24 protein-coding genes and 3 tRNA genes are annotated in these 19,031 nt (G+C 57.7%); 10 read left to right on the forward strand and 17 right to left on the reverse strand.

Features of this window, described 5'->3' with window-relative positions:
• Nucleotides 1–225: 225 nt before the first annotated feature.
• From ABH909_RS28260 to ABH909_RS28305, 10 genes are read left to right on the forward strand one after another with little or no spacing between them, the layout of a single operon-like run.
• Entirely contained in the window at nucleotides 226–948 is a 723-nt protein-coding gene (locus tag ABH909_RS28260; protein ID WP_429439516.1) for an HNH endonuclease signature motif containing protein, read from the forward strand.
• A complete protein-coding gene (locus tag ABH909_RS28265) occupies nucleotides 929–1,168 on the forward strand; it encodes a hypothetical protein (protein WP_429439518.1) in 240 nt (79 codons plus the stop codon). The genes ABH909_RS28260 and ABH909_RS28265 overlap by 20 nt, the downstream gene beginning before the upstream one ends.
• On the forward strand, nucleotides 1,165–1,473 hold the full coding sequence (locus ABH909_RS28270; protein ID WP_429439521.1) for a hypothetical protein: 309 nt from the start codon (nucleotides 1,165–1,167) through the stop codon (nucleotides 1,471–1,473). The genes ABH909_RS28265 and ABH909_RS28270 overlap by 4 nt, the downstream gene beginning before the upstream one ends.
• Nucleotides 1,470–1,799 (forward strand): hypothetical protein, encoded by a 330-nt coding sequence (locus ABH909_RS28275; RefSeq protein ID WP_429439524.1) that lies wholly within the window; start codon nucleotides 1,470–1,472, stop codon nucleotides 1,797–1,799. Before ABH909_RS28270 ends, ABH909_RS28275 begins: the two co-directional genes overlap by 4 nt.
• Nucleotides 1,796–2,176 carry a hypothetical protein gene (locus ABH909_RS28280; RefSeq protein ID WP_429439526.1) on the forward strand — a complete coding sequence of 127 codons (381 nt, stop codon included), beginning with the start codon at nucleotides 1,796–1,798 and terminating at the stop codon, nucleotides 2,174–2,176. Before ABH909_RS28275 ends, ABH909_RS28280 begins: the two co-directional genes overlap by 4 nt.
• Nucleotides 2,173–2,817, forward strand: a complete 645-nt coding sequence (locus tag ABH909_RS28285; protein ID WP_429439529.1) for a hypothetical protein — start codon at nucleotides 2,173–2,175, stop codon at nucleotides 2,815–2,817. The genes ABH909_RS28280 and ABH909_RS28285 overlap by 4 nt, the downstream gene beginning before the upstream one ends.
• A complete protein-coding gene (locus tag ABH909_RS28290; RefSeq protein WP_429439531.1) occupies nucleotides 2,814–3,071 on the forward strand; it encodes a hypothetical protein in 258 nt (85 codons plus the stop codon). The genes ABH909_RS28285 and ABH909_RS28290 overlap by 4 nt, the downstream gene beginning before the upstream one ends.
• The gene (locus ABH909_RS28295) at nucleotides 3,068–3,241 is read left to right on the forward strand and encodes a hypothetical protein (RefSeq protein WP_429439534.1); all 174 of its coding nucleotides are present in this window, start codon (nucleotides 3,068–3,070) and stop codon (nucleotides 3,239–3,241) included. The genes ABH909_RS28290 and ABH909_RS28295 overlap by 4 nt, the downstream gene beginning before the upstream one ends.
• A complete protein-coding gene (locus ABH909_RS28300; protein WP_429439537.1) occupies nucleotides 3,238–3,831 on the forward strand; it encodes a hypothetical protein in 594 nt (197 codons plus the stop codon). Before ABH909_RS28295 ends, ABH909_RS28300 begins: the two co-directional genes overlap by 4 nt.
• Entirely contained in the window at nucleotides 3,828–4,073 is a 246-nt protein-coding gene (locus tag ABH909_RS28305; RefSeq protein WP_429439540.1) for a helix-turn-helix transcriptional regulator, read from the forward strand. Before ABH909_RS28300 ends, ABH909_RS28305 begins: the two co-directional genes overlap by 4 nt.
• On the opposite strand, the gene ABH909_RS28310 is transcribed toward ABH909_RS28305, so the two are convergent.
• The 17 genes from ABH909_RS28310 to tpiA all read right to left on the reverse strand — a co-directional run bounded on the left by ABH909_RS28310 (nucleotide 4,043) and on the right by tpiA (nucleotide 18,985).
• Complete coding sequence (locus ABH909_RS28310) at nucleotides 4,043–5,272, reverse strand: tyrosine-type recombinase/integrase (protein ID WP_429439543.1); 1,230 nt, start codon at nucleotides 5,270–5,272, stop codon at nucleotides 4,043–4,045. The two genes, ABH909_RS28305 and ABH909_RS28310, sit on opposite strands and share 31 nt — an antisense overlap.
• A gap of 162 nt (nucleotides 5,273–5,434) precedes the next feature.
• Nucleotides 5,435–5,510, reverse strand: a tRNA-Thr gene (locus ABH909_RS28315).
• Nucleotides 5,511–5,668: 158 nt separating this feature from the next.
• On the reverse strand, nucleotides 5,669–6,244 hold the full coding sequence (locus ABH909_RS28320; RefSeq protein ID WP_238340702.1) for a bifunctional diaminohydroxyphosphoribosylaminopyrimidine deaminase/5-amino-6-(5-phosphoribosylamino)uracil reductase RibD: 576 nt from the start codon (nucleotides 6,242–6,244) through the stop codon (nucleotides 5,669–5,671).
• Nucleotides 6,229–7,755 carry an IS66 family transposase gene (tnpC, locus tag ABH909_RS28325; RefSeq protein ID WP_429439546.1) on the reverse strand — a complete coding sequence of 509 codons (1,527 nt, stop codon included), beginning with the start codon at nucleotides 7,753–7,755 and terminating at the stop codon, nucleotides 6,229–6,231. Before tnpC ends, ABH909_RS28320 begins: the two co-directional genes overlap by 16 nt.
• A 49-nt stretch (nucleotides 7,756–7,804) precedes the next feature.
• Nucleotides 7,805–8,140 (reverse strand): IS66 family insertion sequence element accessory protein TnpB, encoded by a 336-nt coding sequence (gene tnpB, locus ABH909_RS28330; protein WP_135290165.1) that lies wholly within the window; start codon nucleotides 8,138–8,140, stop codon nucleotides 7,805–7,807.
• Entirely contained in the window at nucleotides 8,137–8,454 is a 318-nt protein-coding gene (tnpA, locus tag ABH909_RS28335) for an IS66-like element accessory protein TnpA (RefSeq protein ID WP_429439550.1), read from the reverse strand. The genes tnpB and tnpA overlap by 4 nt, the downstream gene beginning before the upstream one ends.
• Nucleotides 8,455–8,687: 233 nt before the next feature.
• Nucleotides 8,688–10,793, reverse strand: coding sequence for a polyribonucleotide nucleotidyltransferase (gene pnp / locus ABH909_RS28340; RefSeq protein ID WP_008005453.1), 2,106 nt, complete (start codon nucleotides 10,791–10,793; stop codon nucleotides 8,688–8,690).
• A gap of 195 nt (nucleotides 10,794–10,988) precedes the next feature.
• The gene (gene rpsO, locus ABH909_RS28345; RefSeq protein ID WP_003176135.1) at nucleotides 10,989–11,258 is read right to left on the reverse strand and encodes a 30S ribosomal protein S15; all 270 of its coding nucleotides are present in this window, start codon (nucleotides 11,256–11,258) and stop codon (nucleotides 10,989–10,991) included.
• A 142-nt stretch (nucleotides 11,259–11,400) separates the two neighbouring features.
• On the reverse strand, nucleotides 11,401–12,318 hold the full coding sequence (gene truB, locus ABH909_RS28350; protein ID WP_429439554.1) for a tRNA pseudouridine(55) synthase TruB: 918 nt from the start codon (nucleotides 12,316–12,318) through the stop codon (nucleotides 11,401–11,403).
• A gap of 3 nt (nucleotides 12,319–12,321) precedes the next feature.
• Nucleotides 12,322–12,723, reverse strand: a complete 402-nt coding sequence (rbfA, locus tag ABH909_RS28355) for a 30S ribosome-binding factor RbfA (RefSeq protein ID WP_063341585.1) — start codon at nucleotides 12,721–12,723, stop codon at nucleotides 12,322–12,324.
• 159 nt (nucleotides 12,724–12,882) lie between these two features.
• A complete protein-coding gene (gene infB / locus ABH909_RS28360) occupies nucleotides 12,883–15,408 on the reverse strand; it encodes a translation initiation factor IF-2 (protein ID WP_429439558.1) in 2,526 nt (841 codons plus the stop codon).
• Between the two features lie 27 nt (nucleotides 15,409–15,435).
• Nucleotides 15,436–16,917, reverse strand: a complete 1,482-nt coding sequence (nusA, locus tag ABH909_RS28365; protein ID WP_007900474.1) for a transcription termination factor NusA — start codon at nucleotides 16,915–16,917, stop codon at nucleotides 15,436–15,438.
• Between the two features lie 47 nt (nucleotides 16,918–16,964).
• The gene (gene rimP / locus ABH909_RS28370; protein WP_010463487.1) at nucleotides 16,965–17,423 is read right to left on the reverse strand and encodes a ribosome maturation factor RimP; all 459 of its coding nucleotides are present in this window, start codon (nucleotides 17,421–17,423) and stop codon (nucleotides 16,965–16,967) included.
• A gap of 138 nt (nucleotides 17,424–17,561) precedes the next feature.
• Nucleotides 17,562–17,638 (reverse strand) — tRNA-Met (locus ABH909_RS28375).
• Nucleotides 17,639–17,734: 96 nt separating this feature from the next.
• Nucleotides 17,735–17,820: transfer RNA gene (locus ABH909_RS28380), tRNA-Leu, on the reverse strand.
• Nucleotides 17,821–17,841: 21 nt separating this feature from the next.
• Nucleotides 17,842–18,225 (reverse strand): preprotein translocase subunit SecG, encoded by a 384-nt coding sequence (gene secG / locus ABH909_RS28385; protein WP_030128079.1) that lies wholly within the window; start codon nucleotides 18,223–18,225, stop codon nucleotides 17,842–17,844.
• 4 nt (nucleotides 18,226–18,229) lie between these two features.
• Nucleotides 18,230–18,985: a triose-phosphate isomerase gene (gene tpiA, locus ABH909_RS28390; RefSeq protein WP_429439561.1), complete on the reverse strand. Its 756-nt coding sequence runs from the start codon at nucleotides 18,983–18,985 to the stop codon at nucleotides 18,230–18,232.
• Between the last annotated feature and the right edge of the window lie 46 nt (nucleotides 18,986–19,031).

Below are 19,031 nucleotides of genomic sequence, written 5' to 3' on the forward strand. Positions count from 1 at the left end.
GCCGCATGGAGCATCCATGACCATCAAAATTACTGTGCGCTTGTGCTGCGGCTCGTACTTGGCGCGGGCTATGGGGTTGGGAGTCACGGCCAGCAGCTCCGAGGGGCCTCAAGCTGCGGCGCGAGCTGTTTGCCGCAAGCTGGGCGTAGAGCCGCAACTGCTCGAGCAAGTCCCGGCAGACGCACCCGTCACCAGGTTCCAGCACCCAAGTGGGGTGGCGCCTTCATGAACCCTATCGCCGAACAGGCTCTTGCGAGGGCCAGAGAGTTTTATTCACCTGGTGCAGGCCCCAACAAAGCACCGACCCGAAAATTCTGGACGACAGGCGACGAACAGCGCCTCGCCGAACTGTACGGCGATACCCCAATGCCAGAGTTGATCAAGCTATTCAGCCGTCCGGACTACGCCATCTACGGCAAGGCCGCAAGCATGGGCCTCAAGCGGAGCGATGCGTACCTAGCCAGCGAACACGCCTGCCGGTTGCGCCGAGAGAACAATCCCGGGGAGGCCTCCCGCTTCAAGAAGGGGCAGCAACCTTGGAATAAGGGAATCAGCTTCGACTGTGGCGGAAGGTCGGTTGAGACCCGTTTTGCCCCTGGCACGATGCCTCACAACAACGTGCCTGTCGGCACCGAGCGCGTGACCGATGACGGCATCCGCCAGCGCAAGGTCCGTGATGACGGCCCTGCCCATAGGCGCTGGAAATCAGTCCACGCACTGATTTGGGAAGAAGCCAACGGCGAGATTCCCCCAGGCCACATCGTGGTTTTCCGCGATCGGAACACTGCGCACCTGGTGCTCGAAAACTTGGAGCTGGTGAGCCGCGCAGAAAACATGCGCCGCAACACCTTCCACCGCTACCCGCCCGAACTGAAAGACACCATTCGCCAACTCAACAAGCTCAAGCGAGCGATCAGCGAGGCATCCGATGAAAAACAAGATGACTGATTTGCGTAACCACCTGTTCGCAACGCTTGAGGCGCTGCAAGACCCCGAAAAGCCGATGGATATTGATAGGGCAAAAGCAATCGCCGAGGTCGGGAAGGTTCTGGTTGATTCCGCAAAGGTGGAGGTGATGTTCATCAATGCCATGGACGGCGATGTGAAAAGCACCGGATTCATTGAGTCGGAGCGGGATGCGTTACCTCAACGGGTGGGCATGCAATGAACTCACTCGCACAACAGGCGCTTGACCGTGCCCGTCACGCAGCGCCCGTATCAAAGCTTCTGCCGCCGGTTCTGGCCAACGATCCGCTGCCCGAACTGATCATCACCGGCCCAATCAACCTGGTGATGGAATTGGAGGGCAAGCGTTACGCCCTTGAGCACGTTCGCGGCTTGGGCGCTGCCATCCGACGCGAGCCGGTCAGAACCAAGGCCATTGCCGACCTCACCCGGTACGCCGCACAGCGGCCCGCCAGCGTGGCCAGCGGCGTGAAGATCGTCATTGATTTGTTGAAGGGGGCGTCATGAATACATCAGTAATTATTCAGCCACAAGAAGTCCAGCGCGACGAAAACGGCTGGTGGTCACACCCCGACTACCTGTCGGAGTTCGATGACGAAATCACTGAAGCGCAGTTCAACGATTGGTGCGCGCGCCACCAGGTGGAAACCAAAGTCACCCACATGGAAAGCGACGTCCCCGTCGATGTTTTCGATGCCTACATGGATGACGGCCAGTGCGATTGTTCGACTTGGGTGATTCAGCATCCCACCGAACCGGGCTGGTTCATCTTGTCGATACATGACGCCGAGGACGGTCCTGTCTGCATCTGGGGCCGGCGGGTGACGCCATGAAGAAGACACCCGTACAGAAAATGGAAGAACTGGCCATCGCCTATGCCCAGCACCGCAAAGCCCTGCGCGACAACAAGTCGGCCATCAAGCGTGTGCAGGACGATGCTGACGGCTCCTACTTCGACTTGAGCAAGATCCGCGACAAATATTATTCCGGTGAATGCCATGACCTGATGATGGGTGAGGTGATCGTCTGGCATGGCTGGCTGCATGCCGTTGAGCAGTGCGATCCGGATAACGAGGCCGGCGATGATTGCGGTTACCGTGCAACCGCGATCCTGCTGGATCAGCGCCGCGACATCCTGCGCGAAGGCGCTCGTATCCGTGCGGCATTCACCAAGATCGGCGCCACGTTGCTCAAAGAGATAATCCAATGAAAGAGCGCCCGATTCTATTCAGCGCGCCGATGGTGCGCGCCATTCTGGATGGTCGGAAGACGGTCACTCGGCGGGCGGTGAAGAATCAGCCGACGCTTGAATCAGACGAATGGGTGTTAGATGCCGGCGGCACAGGAAAGTGGATGGCATCTGGTCCATCGCCAGCAACCGGCGGCACTCGGCAGACTTGGGGTTGGGCGCCTTGCCCGTACGGACAGCCCGGCGACCGGCTGTGGGTGCGTGAGACGTTTGCTGTCTACGGCGACCAAAAGATGTGCGCCATCCATTACCGAGCAGACCGACCGCATCACGTCGGGATGAAGGGCATGGGGTATAAGCCGTCTATCCACATGCCGCGCTGGGTGAGCCGCATCTTGCTGGAAATCACTGACGTTCACGTCGAGCGCCTGCACGACATTAGCGAAGAACAGGCCCTGGCCGAAGGCATTGTCGGCGTCGCTTTCCGACCCGATGACGGTTGGCCAATTTGCACCGGCTATATGGTCGGGCCTGACGATGGAAAGACTGGTTTGCAGACGACGGCTGCCAAGGCTTTTGCGGGCCTTTGGGATTCTGTCGGCGGCGATTGGGACGGCAATCCATGGGTCTGGGTCGTCGAGTTCAAGCGGGTGACGCCATGACCATGTTCCCCTACGAAGCCTGGGTGATCGGCCCAGATGGCGTGCCCATGCTGGTCAAGTTCGTTCGTTCTGACCGGTGGGGAGAGAGCCATATCACGCTGCCATTCAACAAATACAACACTAAGTTCATCTACTTCACGCGGGACGCGGCCTTCAAGGCAGCTTTCGAGTACATCAACAGGTCTGCGCTGAGCCACCACGATGCAATTGCTGCTCTTGCCGAGCGGCGGGCCAGATTGGAGGCTGCGCAATGACCGCCCTCCGCCGCAAGACCACCATTCGCGGGCGGCCGATGAAGCCGCTTGACCTCAACGTCATGTGCGATCAGTGCAATCACTCACGCGCCCATGGCAACCACGAAAGTTGCAGCAAGAAGCGCCAGGCCGAAGCGGCCGAGCAGCGCGCACGGGAGACACAGTCATGAGTGAAGTGAAGCGGTACCACGTGAGCGATACGGGACTTTCTGAAGGTGTATCACTGGGGCGGATCACTGTTGTGCTGGCTGCCGACTTCGACCGGGTGACCGCCGAACCTGACGCCCTGCAACTGCGCCTGAACGCAGCGGATCAGCGGGTTGATGATCTAACTGAGCTGCTACGCAAATCCTTGATGGCCATCAAGCGAACGCTTCAGGCAGGTCGTGACCGGATCGTTGACCTGGGCGGTGACTGCGACGGCGTTGAATACATGATGAACAGCGATCTGACGGTTCAGGAGATTCGAACTGCGCTCAAGCCAGCCACCGAAGCCTGCCAGTTCCCCCAGTCGTGCACCACCCGCTGCGACTGTGACATTCCAGACTTCAGCCCTGGCAACGGTAACAAAGCACGGCGCCGGGCTGCAGCAATAGAGGCGATGCGACCGGAGAATCAGCAGGTCATGCCGCCGGCGATCGATGATCCGCTCACCATTTGCCTGGGCTGCTTCGGATCTGGAACGGTCAGCACTGGAATTACCGAAGCATCATCGACAATCTGCAATGGGTGCAACGGCACTGGGAGAGAGCAACCATGAACACCGCACGCAACGACAAACACGAAGAGCCGGTGGAGTTCATCCGGCTGCCCGAGGTCAAAAAGCTGGTAGGCCTGGGCACCACCAAGATTTACACCATGGCAAGCGAAGGCCTGTTCCCGAAACAGGTGCCACTGGGTGGCCGGGCCGTCGCCTGGGTCAAGTCCGAGGTTCTGCAATGGAACAACGCCCAGCTCGCCGCCGCACGTGGTCAGCCTGCCGACTCGAGCGCGTCCAAGTAATCCGCCCAGTCCTGCATCATCCCCCGTCGCTGTTCCACGTATTCCGCGTGGTTGTAGGTCTTCCTGACCTTGCTTGAACCCGCATGCGAAAGCTGCGCCTCGATCCAATCCTCGTTGTAACCCATCTCGTTCAAGGCCGTTGAAATCGTGGCACGGATCCCGTGCCCGGTCAGTTTGCCTTCATATCCCATGCGCTTTAATGCAGCGTTGACCGTGTTGTCACTGATTGGCTTGCTCGGGTCGTTGCGGCCCGCGATCAGCAATTTGTAACCGCCGGTCAACTGATGCACCCTGCGCACCTCTTCAACCGCCTGCCGCGACAGTGGCACCAAATAAGGCGGAACCTCACTCCCCTCCTTTGTCCGAATCAACTTCCTTAATTGCTTCACGCCTTCGGGCGGTACCGTCCACAACGCGGCGTCCAGGTCAAACTGGATTGCCGTGGCGTGGCGCAACTCACCTGTTCGAACGCCGGTCAGCAGCAGTATGCGAATCGCGCTCTTCGTGAAGCCAGCACAGTCGAAGTTCTTGAGCGTGTGCAGAAAGGCTTTCAACTCCCTCTGCCTGAGCATTGGGTTGTGTTTTACCGGCGGCTCCTTGGCCGCGACGATATCGAGGTCAGAGGCCGGATTCAGGTCCAGGTAATCCGAGGCAATGGCGAAACGGAATATTTCGTTGAGCCACGCCCGGCACTTGCGGGCCGAGTTCAGTGCCGCACGTTTTTCGACCCTGCGCACCGCTTCCAGTACATCGGCCCGCTTCACGTCGGCCACCGGAATTTTGCCCAGCACCGGAATCAAGTCCCTATCCAAGTAGAACCGAGACTGATAGGCACCGCCCCGCTTTGCCTTGGACATTCGTGGGACTTTGAACGCATGCCACTCGTTGGCCACAACCTCAAACGTCTTGACCGCTTCCGATGCTGCGGCGCGCTTCTCTTCACGGCGCTGTGATCGTGGATCGATGCCCTTGGCGACGAGCGCCCGCGCTTGATCTCTTAGCTCGCGGGCTTCCTTGAGGGTGATTTCCGGATAAGTGCCCAGTGACATGCGCGGCTGTTTGCCGTGCCAGGAATACCGGAAGTGCCACGACTTCGTCCCGTTGGGTGCGATGAACAACGAGAGGCCGCTGGTGTCAGTGAGGGTGAAACTCTTGTCGACCGGCTTGGCCTGTCGAACAGCGGTATCCGTGAGGGGCATTAGTACATCACCTAGTCACTCGAATTAAGAGGTGCTGAATGATGTACTAAAAATGCGCGGGACGCAGCGAAAGTCTGCGAAAGACCACGCAATAAAAAACCGCCAAGGCTCGTGGCTCTTGGCGGTCTTGAGGAAGTCTGCGAAACAGCGTGAAAATGAATGTGGTGCCCGAGACAGGAATCGAACCTGCGACCTTCGCGTTACGAGTGCGCTGCTCTACCGGCTGAGCTACACGGGCTGTGGGCTAAACCTAGCACTGGCTTCGGGGTCCGGCAACTTCACGCACCGCAAAAAGATCGCAGCCTGCGGCAGCTCCTACAGATTCGATGTACGCCGCCATATCGTGGTTGAACGTAACCGTCCGGGCATCCCACCTTGCGCTGAGGTGCTAACGATTTACTGATCGTCGCGATCCGACGATTCACCGGTATCGCTTACCAAAAAACCAGCTAAGTCTTCAGCAGCTTCCTCCGCCAGCAAGCCGACAACAACTGTAATGCCTGCATCTCGTAGCATTCTTATGCCCGCTCCCGAGTTTCTCGGATCGGGATCAAGCAACCCAACAAAAACTTTATCAACCCCGCTGTGTATCAGTGCCCGAGCGCATGACGGAGTTCGGCCATGAAAAGAGCATGGCTCAAGCGTGACAAATGCAGTCACCCCGGAGCAGTCATTCGCTAATCGGCTTAACGCCATCGCTTCCGCGTGATAGAGCCCAGGTGCCTGTGTATGACCTTGGCTGATCACCACGTTGTCTTTTACCAGCACGCAACCTACTGGCGGGTTTGGAAGGCAGTCAGGTAAGGCCAAGCGCCCTTGGGCAAGAGCAAGCTGCATGAAATCGGCATCGGAGGTAAGACTAGGCATATTCGATTGGTACTCATCCTTGGTGGCCGAATCTTGGCACATTGAATTACGTATCGCTGTACCCCTGAAACTATCTACTTGCAGCGATACTACATGGGCACCCATTTATGCGGCAGTAGCTCCGAAATTGCACTTGCTCTTTGCCTCGGCAGACGCACGAGAACATCTTTCATGTAGGCGTACGAATCATGCCCATTGAGTCTTGCAGACTGGATCAGGCTCATGATCGCCGCCGCCCGTTTGCCGCTTCGCAGCGACCCAGCAAACAACCAGTTCGACCTCCCAAGCGCCCATGGCCGGATCAGGTTCTCGATTTGATTGTTGTCGATGGGCACAGCGCCATCTTCCAAGTAGCGCGTCAGCGCTACCCAGCGTTTGAGGCTGTAATCCAGAGCCTTGGCCGTGGCCGAACCTTCGGGCACAAGTTCACGCTGAGCCAACATCCACTCATGCAGTTTTTCAGCGATGGGCACCGCCGTTTCTTGGCGTAATCGCCAACGGCCTTCGTCGCTCATTTCCTTGGCATGTCGCTCGACTTCGTACAGCCCGCCAATCGAGTGAAGCGCCTGCTCCGCCAACTGGCTTTTATTGGCGATATGCAAGTCGAAGAACTTGCGGCGCGCATGGGCCATGCAGCCGATTTCTGTGATGCCTTGTTCGAAGCTGGCCTTGTAGCCGGCGAAGTCGTCACAGACCAGCTTGCCGTTCCAGGTGCCCAGGAAGTTACGCGCATGTTCGCCGGCACGGCTGGGGCTGAAGTCGTAGACCACAGCTTTGAGTGCCGAAAACGGCGTAGAGCTGTAGGCCCAGACGTAAGCACGGTGGGTTTTCTTCTCGCCGGGCGCCAGCATTTGTACCGGCGTTTCATCGGCGTGAACCACGCGCTGGGCCAGCACCACTTCGCGCAGCGCATCGACCAGGGGCTGAAGCTGCACGCCGGTTTGACCCACCCATTGCGCCAGTGTCGAACGCGGGATGGCCAGGCCGGCACGGCCGAAGATCTTTTCCTGTCGATACAGCGGCAGGTGATCGGCGAACTTGGCCACCATCACGTGGGCAAGCAGGCCCGCCGTGGGGATGCCCTTGTCGATTACCTGAGGGGGCACCGGCGCCTGGATCAGTGTTTCGCAGTGCCGGCAGGCCCATTTCCCACGCACGTGCTGTTCGACGGTGAATACGCCCGGCGTGTAGTCCAGCTTCTCGCTGACGTCTTCACCGATACGCTGAAGCTGGCAGCCGCAAGTACACTGAGTGTTGTCCGGCTCGTGATGGATCACGGTACGAGGGAACTGCGGCGGCAATAGCGCACGCCTGGGTTGCTGACGTGGTTGTGCCTGTGAGGGAGCGGGATGAAGTGCTTTTAACTCGGCCTCGATGGCTTCGAGGTCGGTATTGAGCAGGTCATCGAGCAAGCTGCCTTGCGCCGGGCTGATCTGCTCGCTGCGCTTGGCAAACTTGTGGCGTTTGAGAATGGCGATTTCGTGAGTGAGTTGCTCGATGATCGTCTCATCACGATGAATCTTTCTGTCCTGGGTGTCGATCTTGGACATCAACTGCGCAGCCAGTGCGCGCAGTTGTTCAGGAGTCATTTGGTCGAGATCGGGCAAGGAAGTCATGCCGTGGATTTTACCAAAGCAGCCCGAGTGCTACAGCTGAAAGGAGCGTTTAAAGCAATGTAATTGCGCCGCCCGCACCGACTCGTTGCCAGGGTAATCCAAGTACCAACGCCTGGAGTTGTTCGGGGTCGAGTTTGATCTCCAACCCACGATGGATGCCCGGCCAATGAAATTTTCCTTGGTTCAAACGCCGTGCCGCCAGCCAGATACCGACGCCGTCGTGCACCAGGACTTTCATGCGGTTGGCCCGGCGATTGGCAAAGAGGTAAGCGCAGTGCGGCTTCGCCGCACCGAACACCGCGACCACTCTGGCCAATGCAGTCTCAGTGCCGGCGCGCATGTCCATGGGCTCGGTGGCGAGCCAGATGGCATCGACGCGAATCATTGGGCCAAGCCACGAATGAAACACGCGCAGCCGTCCGGATCCGAGGCTGGCCACTTTACGGTGATGGATTTATCGCCCAGAGGCAGCGAGATGGTCACCATCTCTTCTGATGCTCGCCTTGGTGCCGTTTTTACCGGAACGAAAGCCGGCAAGGTTGCAGGCGATTGATCCCGGTAAGGCGGTAGCCACTTGCGGATCACGTTGGCGTTGATGCCGTGATGGATGGCTACGCTGGAAATCGTCGCTCCGGGTTGCAGGCATTCCTGGACGACTTGGGCTTTGAATGGTTTGGGGTAAGAGCTTCGTTGGCGCATGGATATCCTGGCGATAAGGGTGATCGCGTCCGCTTAAAAATACGCGGACACCATCGCCCTTAATACTGGGATTCTGAAGGTGTGTTCGCCGGGCGCTTACGGTTGAACACAATCTCGGGTAGGAGCTGCCGCAGGCTGCGATCTTTTGATTTTCCTGCCCACAAAAAAATGCCCCGCCGTTTTCACGGCGGGGCATTTTTTATAACGTTGAAGCGGTCAGGCGAAGAGGATGATTAAACGCCCGAAGCCTTGGCTGCTGCGACGTCTTTGATGGACAGCTTGATACGGCCGCGATTGTCCACGTCCAGTACCAGTACTTCCACTTCCTGGCCTTCTTTCAGGATGTCGGTCACTTTCTCAACGCGAGCATCGCTCAGCATCGAGATGTGAACCAGACCGTCCTTGCCCGGCAGGATGTTGACGAATGCGCCGAAGTCGACGATGCGTTCAACCTTACCGACGTAGATTTTGCCGATCTCGGCTTCCGCGGTGATGCCCAGGACGCGCTGACGCGCAGCTTCAGCCGCTTCCTTGGTTTCGCCGAAGATCTTGATCGAACCGTCGTCTTCGATATCGATCGAAGCCTTGGTTTCCTCACAGATCGCACGAATGGTCGCGCCGCCTTTACCGATGACATCACGGATTTTGTCGGTGTCGATTTTCATCGCGATCATGGTCGGAGCGTTTTCCGACAGCTCGGTACGCGACTGACCAATGATCTGGTTCATCTGACCGAGAATGTTCAGGCGCGCTTCCAGGGCTTGGCCCAGAGCGATTTCCATGATTTCTTCGGTGATGCCCTTGATCTTGATGTCCATCTGCAGCGCGGTAACACCTTTGGCGGTACCCGCTACTTTGAAGTCCATGTCGCCGAGGTGATCTTCGTCGCCCAGGATGTCGGTCAGGACGGCGAACTTCTCGCCTTCTTTAACCAGACCCATGGCGATACCGGCAACCGGTGCCTTCATCGGAACGCCGGCATCCATCAGAGCCAGGGAAGCGCCACAGACCGAAGCCATGGAGCTCGAACCGTTGGACTCGGTGATTTCCGACACCACACGAATGGTGTACGGGAACACGTCGGCAGCAGGCAGCATGGCCTGAACCGAACGACGGGCCAGACGGCCGTGACCGATTTCGCGACGACCAGCGCCACCCATGCGACCACACTCACCGACCGAGAACGGAGGGAAGTTGTAGTGCAGCATGAACGGGTCTTTTTTCTCGCCTTCCAGGGTGTCCAGCAGCTGTGCGTCACGGGCGGTACCCAGCGTCGCGACTACCAGGGCCTGGGTTTCGCCACGGGTGAACAGTGCCGAACCATGGGTCTTCGGCAGAACGCCGACTTCGATGTTCAGCGGACGTACGGTCTTGGTGTCGCGACCGTCGATACGTGGCTTGCCGTTAACGATGTTTTCGCGAACGGTGCGGTATTCGATTTCACCGAAAGCCGCTTTGACTTCAGCGGAAGTCGGCTGGCCTTCTTCACCGGACAGCTTGGCAACCACCTGGTCTTTCAATTCGCCCAGGCGAGCGTAACGGTCGGCCTTGATGGTGATGGTGTAAGCCTGGGAGATCGCGTCGCCGAACTCGGCACGGATAGCGCCCAGCAGTGCGGTAGCTTCTGGCTGTGGAGCCCAGGTCCAGGTTGGCTTGGCGGCTTCAGCGGCCAGTTCCTTGACGGCGTTGATTACCACCTGGAACTCGTCGTGAGCAAACAGTACTGCGCCCAGCATCTGGTCTTCGGTCAGCTCTTTGGCTTCCGATTCAACCATCAGAACGGCTTCCGAAGTACCGGCAACGACCATGTCCAGGCTCGAAGCTTTCAGTTGTTCGTAAGTCGGGTTCAGCAGGTAGCCGGTGCTTTCGTGGAACGCAACGCGGGCAGCGCCGATCGGGCCATCGAAAGGAATACCGGAGATGGCCAGCGCAGCCGAGGTACCGATCATCGCAGCGATGTCCGGATCGGTTTTCTTGCTGGTGGAAACGACGGTGCAGACAACCTGCACTTCGTTCATGAAGCCTTCCGGGAACAGTGGACGGATCGGACGGTCGATCAGTCGGGAAGTCAGGGTTTCTTTCTCGGAAGGACGGCCTTCACGCTTGAAGAAACCGCCAGGGATCTTACCGGCAGCGTAAGTCTTTTCCTGGTAGTGAACGGACAGAGGGAAGAAGCCCTTGCCTGGATCGGCTTGTTTGGCACCAACTACAGTCACCAATACGCTGACGTCATCGTCAACGGTGACCAATACTGCGCCGGAGGCCTGACGGGCGATACGGCCAGTCTCGAGGGTAACGGTCGACTGACCGAACTGGAATTTTTTGATTACCGGGTTCACGGTGTCTTACCTTCTTTTGTGGCTCTTGGGGAACTTGTCTTCTTGCGAAATTCTTGGGCAATGTCGGGAATCGGCCCAACGCCTGTCCAGGGTAAAACGTATATCCAGATAAAACTTGAGGCTGGGAGCCTGCCATGTACCGACGGGAAACCCGCTGGCACACAGCAAACAACCAACCTCTAGCGCAATCGCTGATTAGCGACGCAGACCCAGGCGACCGATCAGAGCCTGGTAACGGCCCAGATCCTTGCCTTTCAGGTAGTCCAGCAGCTTACGGCGCTGGTTTACCATGCGGATCAGACCACGACGGGAGTGGTGATCTTTACCGTTGGCCTTGAAGTGACCTTGCAGCTTGTTGATGTTGTGGGTCAGCAGTGCAACTTGCACTTCTGGCGAACCAGTGTCACCAACAGCTTGCTGGTAGTCAGCTACGATTTGAGCTTTTTCTTGAACGTCGAGAGCCATGAGGCAATCCTTTTATCAGGAAACTGTTTCAAAGAAACAGCTTCAACAGGCCAGGGACAAATCCCTGTATCTATAAATGAGTAGTGACCATGCCTGTTAACAGCCACACTCGCCGACCCGCTGTTACACAGGCCGGTTCCGGTCATTCTGACCGAATCAGTCGACGTGGCGCGATGCGCCCGTCTTCGCTCACTTCACCGATACCGATGAAACGACCGTTGTGATCCTGTACCCGTACCATGCCGAACTTCGGTGCATCCGGGGCACGTACCGGTTGGCCGTTAAGCCAATAGAACGCGCTGTGCTCCGAGAAATGCAACAGTGGCCAGTCCAGCAGACCGCTGTCCGATGGCATCAGGAAGCGGTCGACCGCTTCGTTGCCGCCTTCGGCATGTACCGCTTCAAGCTCTTCCAGAGTGACGGTCTGTGCAAGCGTGAAAGGCCCGGCCTGGGTACGTCGCAATTCAGCCACGTAAGCGCCACAACCGAGTTGCTCACCGATATCCTCCACCAGGGTGCGGATATAGGTGCCTTTGCTGCAATACACCGCAAGCCGCGCAGTATCACCCTCAAAGGCCAGTAATTCCAAGCGCGCAATAGTAACAGAACGCGGTTCGCGCTCCACTACTTCGCCTGCACGGGCCAGCTTGTACAGCGGCTGCCCATCACGCTTGAGCGCCGAGTACATCGGCGGTATCTGACTGATTTGCCCACGAAATTTCGGCAGCACAGCTTCGATATCGGCGCGACCAACGGTCACCGGGCGTTCCAGCAAAACTTCACCTTCGGCATCGGCCGTGGTAGTGGTCTTGCCCAGTTGAGCCAGAGTTTCATAAGCCTTGTCGGAATCGAGCAAGTATTGCGAGAACTTGGTGGCCTCGCCAAAGCACAACGGCAGCACGCCGGTGGCCAGCGGATCGAGACTGCCGGTGTGCCCGGCCTTCTCGGCATTGAGCAACCAGCGAACCTTCTGCAATGCCGCATTGGAGGTGAACCCCAGCGGCTTGTCGAGCAGGATGATGCCGCTGACGTTACGACGGATACGTTTGACCTGAGCCACCGATTACTCCTTGGCGTCTTCGGGTTCAGCCGCTACCGGGTGCTGATTGTCTTCAGCCACAGCACGCTCGATCAGGGCCGAAAGGTGCGCGCCACGCACGACGCTTTCGTCGTAATGGAAGTGCAACTGCGGAACGCTGCGCAACTTCATTTCGCGCGCCAACTGCATACGCAGGAAACCGGCGGCTGCGTTGAGCACCTTGATGCTTTGCGCGATGTCGTCGCGGCTGTCCTGGCCCATCACAGTGATGAAGATCTTGGCGTGACCAACGTCACGGCTGACTTCAACAGCGGTAATGGTGACCAGACCGACGCGCGGGTCTTTGACTTCACGACGGATCAGCTGTGCCAGCTCACGCTGCATCTGATCGCCGATACGTTGGGTACGGCTGTATTCTTTTGCCATGTCTTGTTACCTGTTACTGCCCCACGGTGAAACCCGAGGGGTCTGAAAGCGGCAAACGCCCGGCCTGACAAAAGCCAGACCGGGCGTTGCGTTTAGAGTCCGGACGTTGCGCCGCGCATCTGCATGCGGCGGCTCATCGTGGCCCTTGAAGTGCGCGAGTCAGAGGCTGCGAGCAACCTGAACCTTCTCGAAAACTTCGATCTTGTCGCCGACTTTAACGTCGTTGTAGCTCTTCACGCCGATACCGCATTCCATGCCGGCACGCACTTCGGAAGCGTCATCCTTGAAGCGGCGCAGGGATTCCAGCTCGCCTTCGAAGATAACGATGTCTTCACGCAGTACACGGATTGGACGGTTACGGTGAACAACACCTTCGATAACCATGCAACCGGCGATCGCACCAAACTTCGGCGAACGGAACACGTCACGCACTTCAGCGATACCCAGGATGTTCTCGCGAACATCGCTGCCCAGCATACCGGTGAGGGCTTTCTTGACGTCTTCGATGATGTCGTAGATCACGTTGTAGTAACGCATATCCAGACCTTCCTGCTCGACGATCTTGCGAGCGCCAGCATCGGCACGCACGTTGAAGCCGAACAGTACAGCGTTGGAGGCCAGCGCCAGGTTGGCGTCGGATTCGGTGATACCACCGACACCGCCACCGACCACACGCACTTGCACTTCGTCGTTACCCAGGCCGTTCAACGCACCGTTCAACGCTTCCAGCGAACCACGGACGTCGGATTTGAGGACGATATTGAGCGTCTTCTTCTCTTCCTGCCCCATGTTCTCGAAGATGTTTTCAAGCTTGCCGGCGTGAGCACGGGCCAGTTTGACTTCGCGGAACTTGCCTTGACGGAACAGAGCCACTTCACGGGCCTTCTTCTCGTCGGCAACAACGCTCATTTCGTCGCCAGCATCCGGGGTACCATCCAGGCCGAGAATCTCGACAGGGATGGAAGGACCGGCTTCCTTGATTGGTTTGCCGTTCTCGTCGAGCATGGCGCGAACGCGACCATAGTTCGAACCGACTAGCACCATGTCGCCTTGGCGCAAGGTACCGTCTTGAACCAGAACGGTTGCAACCGGGCCACGACCTTTGTCGAGACGCGATTCAACCACGACACCACGGCCAGGAGCCGAAGGGGTCGCTTTCAGTTCGAGAACTTCAGCTTGCAGCAGGACCGCTTCGAGCAACTCGTCCACACCAGTACCGACTTTCGCCGAAACCGATACGAACGGGGTGTCGCCGCCCCACTCTTCCGAAGTCACGCCGTGAACCGACAGTTCGCTACGGATGCGATCGAGATCGGCGCCCGGCTTGTCGATTTTGTTCACGGCAACAACCAGCGGAACGCCGGCAGCCTTGGCGTGCTGAACGGCTTCAACGGTCTGCGGCATTACACCGTCGTCCGCTGCAACCACCAGAATCACGATGTCGGTCGCTTTGGCACCACGGGCACGCATGGCGGTAAACGCGGCGTGACCAGGGGTGTCGAGGAAGGTGACCATGCCGCGTTCGGTTTCAACGTGGTACGCACCGATGTGCTGGGTGATACCACCGGCTTCGCCAGCAGCTACCTTGGCACGACGGATGTAGTCGAGCAGCGAGGTCTTACCGTGGTCAACGTGGCCCATTACGGTCACAACCGGTGCACGGGAGAACGCTTCACCTTCAAACTTCAGGGACTCGGCCAGGGAATCTTCCAGGGCGGTGTCGCTGACCAGGGTCACTTTGTGGCCCAGCTCTTCGGCAACCAGTTGGGCAGTTTCCTGATCCAATACCTGGTTGATGGTCGCTGGAGTACCCAGTTTGAACATGAACTTGATGATTTCAGCAGCCTTGACCGACATCTGTTGGGCGAGATCGCCAACAGTGATGGTCTCGCCGATCTTCACTTCGCGCACAACAGGGCCGGTTGGGCTCTGGAAACCGTGGGCGTTGCGTTTCTTCAGCTTGGCCTTGCCGCGACCACCACGACGGAAGCCATCGCTTTCTTCGTCGGTAGTACGTGGCGCAACACGTGGAGCAGGCGCTTTTTCCTTGACCGAAGCACGATGCGGAGCGTTTTTGCGCTCGCCATCGCCACTGCCACGACGATTGGCATCGTCGGCACGTGGTTTGTCCGGACGACGCTGTTCGTCGCGTTTGCGAGTATCAGCCGCAGGCGCTGGTGCAGCTGCAACAACCGGCGCGCTTTCACGCACTGGTTCGGCAACTGCAGCAGGCGCTGCAACGGCGTCGTTAGTAGCGGTTTGCGCAGCAGCAGGCTGGCGACGCGCTTCTTCTTCGGCGCGACGCTTGGCTTCTTCTTCAGCCTTCTGGCGTGCAGCATTTTCTACTGCGCGGCGTTCTTCCAGTTCGCGTTTGCGCTCGGCTTCGATTTCTTCCGGGCTGCGTTGTACGAAGACTTTCTTCTTGCGTACTTCAACGCTGATGCTCTTGCTACCAGCAACACGCAGGGTGCTGGTGGTTTTGCGCTGCAATGTAATCTTGCGCGGTTCTTCCACTTTCGCCTTGTGGCTGCTCTTCAAGTGAGTCAGCAAAGACTGCTTCTCACTATCGCTCACACCTTCATCGGCGGCGGTGTGCGGCAGACCTGCCTCACGCATCTGCTGCAACAGGCGCTCTACCGGTGTTTTGACCTCATCGGCCAGTTGTTTCACCGTGACTTGCGTCATGCACTTCTCTCCTCAGGCCGCGCCTAATTACTCGAACCAATGGGCTCGGGCGGCCATGATCAACTTGCCGGCACGATCATCGTCAATGCCGTCGATGTCGAGCAGGTCGTCAATAGACTGCTCGGCCAGGTCTTCGCGGGTAATTACGCCGCGCACCGCCAGTTCCATCGCCAAATCCTTGTCCATACCCTCAAGCGAGAGCAGGTCTTCGGCCGGATGGGCGTCTGCCAGCTTTTCCTCAGTAGCGATGGCTTTAGTCAACAAACGATCCTTGGCGCGAGCGCGAAGCTCGTTGACGGTTTCTTCGTCAAAGCCGTCGATGTTGAGCATTTCTTCCAACGGTACGTAGGCAATCTCTTCCAGGCTGGTGAAGCCTTCATCTACCAGCACCTGTGCCAGGTCTTCGTCGACTTCCAGCTCGTCGATGAAGTTGCGCAGGATATCGCCGGTTTCTGCTTGCTGCTTAGCCTGGATGTCCGATTCGGTCATCACGTTCAGGGTCCAGCCAGTCAACTGGCTAGCCAGACGCACGTTCTGACCACCGCGACCGATGGCCTGAGCCAGATTGTCTGCGCCAACGGCGATGTCCATTGCATGGGCATCTTCGTCAACGATAATTGCCGCCACTTCAGCCGGCGACATTGCATTGATCACGAACTGCGCCGGGTTATCGTCCCACAGGACGATGTCCACACGCTCGCCGCCCAATTCGCCCGACACTGCCTGGACGCGCGAACCGCGCATACCGATGCAAGCGCCTTGCGGATCAATGCGTTTGTCCTTGGAGCGGACCGCGATCTTGGCGCGCGAACCCGGGTCGCGGGACGCAGCCATTACTTCGATCAGGCCTTCAGCGATTTCCGGCACTTCGATGCGGAACAACTCGATCAGCATTTCCGGCGCGGTACGCGACAGGATCAACTGAGGGCCGCGGTTCTCGGTGCGGATTTCCTTGAGCAGCGCACGCAGACGCACGCCAACCCGGAAGGTTTCGCGAGAAATGATGTCTTCACGGGCCAGCAACGCTTCAGCGTTATTGCCCAGGTCGACGATCACGTTGTCGCGGGTGACTTTCTTCACGGTGCCGGAGATGATTTCCCCCAGGCGCTCGCGGTAGGCGTCGACGACTTGAGCACGCTCGGCTTCGCGAACCTTCTGCACGATGACTTGTTTGGCAGTCTGTGCAGCAATGCGGCCGAACTCGATGGACTCGATCTTTTCTTCGACCACGTCACCGACCTTGGCACCAGGATGCGTTTCGGCAACCTTGCTCGGCCAGGTTTCGATGGCCGGATCGTCAAGGTCTGCTTCTTCGACGACCGTCCAGCGACGGAATGTCTCGTAAGCACCGGTGTGGCGATTGATTTCCACACGCAGATCGACTTCGTCCTCGAAACGCTTTTTGGTAGCAGTGGCCAGAGCCAGCTCCAGCGCTTCAAAAATCACGTTTGCCGGTACGCCCTTTTCATTGGATACCGACTCAACAACCAGCAGTACTTCTTTGCTCATCGTACGCCTCGCCTTTCGCAAGCCATTGGATCCGCGGGATCCGCGTCTCAGTCAAAACTGGGAATAATGTTGGCCTTGTCGATCATATCGATCGGCAACAGGAACTCATGGTCTTCAACCTGCACCACGACGTCCTGCTCTTCTACACCGCGCAGAAGGCCCTGAAAGTTGCGCCGACCTTCAAAAGGCGAGCGCAGCTTGATCTTCACTTGTTCACCGGCAAATTTTGCAAACTGCTCAATAGTGAACAGTGGGCGTTCCATGCCAGGCGAGGAAACTTCAAGGGTGTATTCAACGGCGATCGGATCTTCAACATCCAGTACACCGCTGATCTGACGGCTGACGATGGCACAATCGTCCACCAGCACGCCGCCCTCTTTATCAATATAAACGCGCAACATTGAGTGGCGACCTTGAGCCGAAAACTCAATACCCCAGCATTCATAGCCTAGGGCCACGACCACCGGGGCCAGCAAGGCCTGCAACTCTTCTAGCTTGCTCGACACCTGAACCCCCTCGTGCATGTATGTGCATGCTGTGCAAAATAAAAAAATGGGCGAAACGCCCATCCTTGAAACGCCGTTGAACAGCGGCGTTGAAAGTGTCCAGCTAACAAAAAGCCCCTTAAAAGGGGCTCCTTAAACTGGTTGCGGGGGCCGGATTTGAACCGACGACCTTCGGGTTATGAGCCCGACGAGCTACCAGACTGCTCCACCCCGCGACAAAGCTGGGGCGGAAGTATACGACCGATCCCTGACAGGGTCAATGTAACCTTCCACCTACAAGAAAGCCCGCAACAGCGGGCTCTCCTGATAATTGGTACCGAGAAGGGGACTCGAACCCCTACACCCTATGGGCACAACCACCTCAAGGTTGCGTGTCTACCAATTCCACCACCTCGGCAATACTACGTTTTAAACCTTCTTACTTCTGCTCTTGAGCTGGAGGCACGTCAGTCGCTGGAGTAGCCGACTTTTGCTCTTGAAGCACCGGGACATCATCAGAAGCCGGTTGTTGCTTTGGAACTTCCAACACTGCCGGGTTTGGCAAACCTACTTGAGTCAGCTCATGAGCCTTCTCTTTAGCAAAGTAACCTAACCCCAAGCTGGTTATGAAGAAACCGGCGGCAAGTATAGCAGTAAACTTACTAAGAAAGGTAGAGGAACCTTGGCTTCCGAACACAGTATTTGAAGCACCTGCTCCGAAAGACGCGCCAGCATCCGCACCTTTACCCTGCTGCAGCAAAACCAGAGCAACTACGCCCAATGCACCCAGCAGATGAAAAACGACTACGACTGTTTCCAGCATTTTTTCAGTTTCCCGCGGCGCGACAAATCGCACCGAACTCATCTGCATTCAGGGAAGCTCCACCAATGAGCCCCCCATCGATATCCGGCATGCCGAACAGTTCGACCGCATTGGCCGCCTTCACGCTGCCGCCGTATAGAAGCCGCACACCTTGCGCGACTTCAGAATTATTTGCCGCCAACTGAGCGCGAATGGCTGCGTGCACATCCTGCGCTTGTTGCGGCGAAGCAGTCAGCCCGGTGCCAATGGCCCAGACCGGCTCGTAAGCGATTACTGCCTTTGCAAAGACACCTACACCCAGCTCCTCAATGATACTGCCAAGCTGACGCCCGACAACCTCAAGAGTTTTTCCAGCTTCGCGCTCTTCCAGGGTCTCCCCTACGCACAACACCGGAATCAAGCCACATGCCTGTGCCGCTGCGAACTTGCGAATCAGCATTCCATCCTGCTCGCCCATTACCTGGCGGCGTTCGGAGTGCCCGACAAGCACCAGGGAACAACCTGCATCCACCAACTGACTCGGCGCAACTTCACCGGTCAATGCACCTTGCTTGGATTCCACTGCAGAATTCTGCGCGCCGACCGAAATCGACTTTCCTTTCAAGCCATCAATCACTTGACTGATATGCAAGCAAGGCGGGAATACCGCGACATCAACATCGCTCGGCAAGGCCAGATGACTAAGGCCATCGATCAGCTCAGCGACGCTGGCGCGGGTACCGTGCATCTTCCAGTTACCAGCTACCATAGGGCGACGCATGCTGTACCTCGTCGGTCAAAGTGGGCGCAGATGTTACCCAACACAA

The organism is Pseudomonas sp. BS3782 TE3695 (assembly GCF_050435305.1).
Lineage (GTDB): Bacteria > Pseudomonadota > Gammaproteobacteria > Pseudomonadales > Pseudomonadaceae > Aquipseudomonas.

Coding starts and splice junctions, on each gene's coding strand:
- tnpA (WP_429439550.1), bottom strand. CDS start 8,454: ATGCGCCAACGAAGCTCTTACCCCAAACCATTCAAAGCCCAAGTCGTC.
- ABH909_RS28300 (WP_429439537.1), top strand. CDS start 3,238: ATGAGTGAAGTGAAGCGGTACCACGTGAGCGATACGGGACTTTCTGAA.
- secG (WP_030128079.1), bottom strand. CDS start 18,225: ATGCTGGAAACAGTCGTAGTCGTTTTTCATCTGCTGGGTGCATTGGGC.
- ABH909_RS28280 (WP_429439526.1), top strand. CDS start 1,796: ATGAAGAAGACACCCGTACAGAAAATGGAAGAACTGGCCATCGCCTAT.
- tnpB (WP_135290165.1), bottom strand. CDS start 8,140: ATGATTCGCGTCGATGCCATCTGGCTCGCCACCGAGCCCATGGACATG.
- ABH909_RS28260 (WP_429439516.1), top strand. CDS start 226: ATGAACCCTATCGCCGAACAGGCTCTTGCGAGGGCCAGAGAGTTTTAT.
- rbfA (WP_063341585.1), bottom strand. CDS start 12,723: ATGGCAAAAGAATACAGCCGTACCCAACGTATCGGCGATCAGATGCAG.
- tnpC (WP_429439546.1), bottom strand. CDS start 7,755: ATGACTTCCTTGCCCGATCTCGACCAAATGACTCCTGAACAACTGCGC.
- ABH909_RS28275 (WP_429439524.1), top strand. CDS start 1,470: ATGAATACATCAGTAATTATTCAGCCACAAGAAGTCCAGCGCGACGAA.
- ABH909_RS28285 (WP_429439529.1), top strand. CDS start 2,173: ATGAAAGAGCGCCCGATTCTATTCAGCGCGCCGATGGTGCGCGCCATT.
- ABH909_RS28320 (WP_238340702.1), bottom strand. CDS start 6,244: ATGGGTGCCCATGTAGTATCGCTGCAAGTAGATAGTTTCAGGGGTACA.
- ABH909_RS28305 (WP_429439540.1), top strand. CDS start 3,828: ATGAACACCGCACGCAACGACAAACACGAAGAGCCGGTGGAGTTCATC.
- ABH909_RS28290 (WP_429439531.1), top strand. CDS start 2,814: ATGACCATGTTCCCCTACGAAGCCTGGGTGATCGGCCCAGATGGCGTG.
- nusA (WP_007900474.1), bottom strand. CDS start 16,917: ATGAGCAAAGAAGTACTGCTGGTTGTTGAGTCGGTATCCAATGAAAAG.
- ABH909_RS28265 (WP_429439518.1), top strand. CDS start 929: ATGAAAAACAAGATGACTGATTTGCGTAACCACCTGTTCGCAACGCTT.
- rpsO (WP_003176135.1), bottom strand. CDS start 11,258: ATGGCTCTCGACGTTCAAGAAAAAGCTCAAATCGTAGCTGACTACCAG.
- ABH909_RS28270 (WP_429439521.1), top strand. CDS start 1,165: ATGAACTCACTCGCACAACAGGCGCTTGACCGTGCCCGTCACGCAGCG.
- ABH909_RS28310 (WP_429439543.1), bottom strand. CDS start 5,272: ATGCCCCTCACGGATACCGCTGTTCGACAGGCCAAGCCGGTCGACAAG.
- infB (WP_429439558.1), bottom strand. CDS start 15,408: ATGACGCAAGTCACGGTGAAACAACTGGCCGATGAGGTCAAAACACCG.
- ABH909_RS28295 (WP_429439534.1), top strand. CDS start 3,068: ATGACCGCCCTCCGCCGCAAGACCACCATTCGCGGGCGGCCGATGAAG.
- tpiA (WP_429439561.1), bottom strand. CDS start 18,985: ATGCGTCGCCCTATGGTAGCTGGTAACTGGAAGATGCACGGTACCCGC.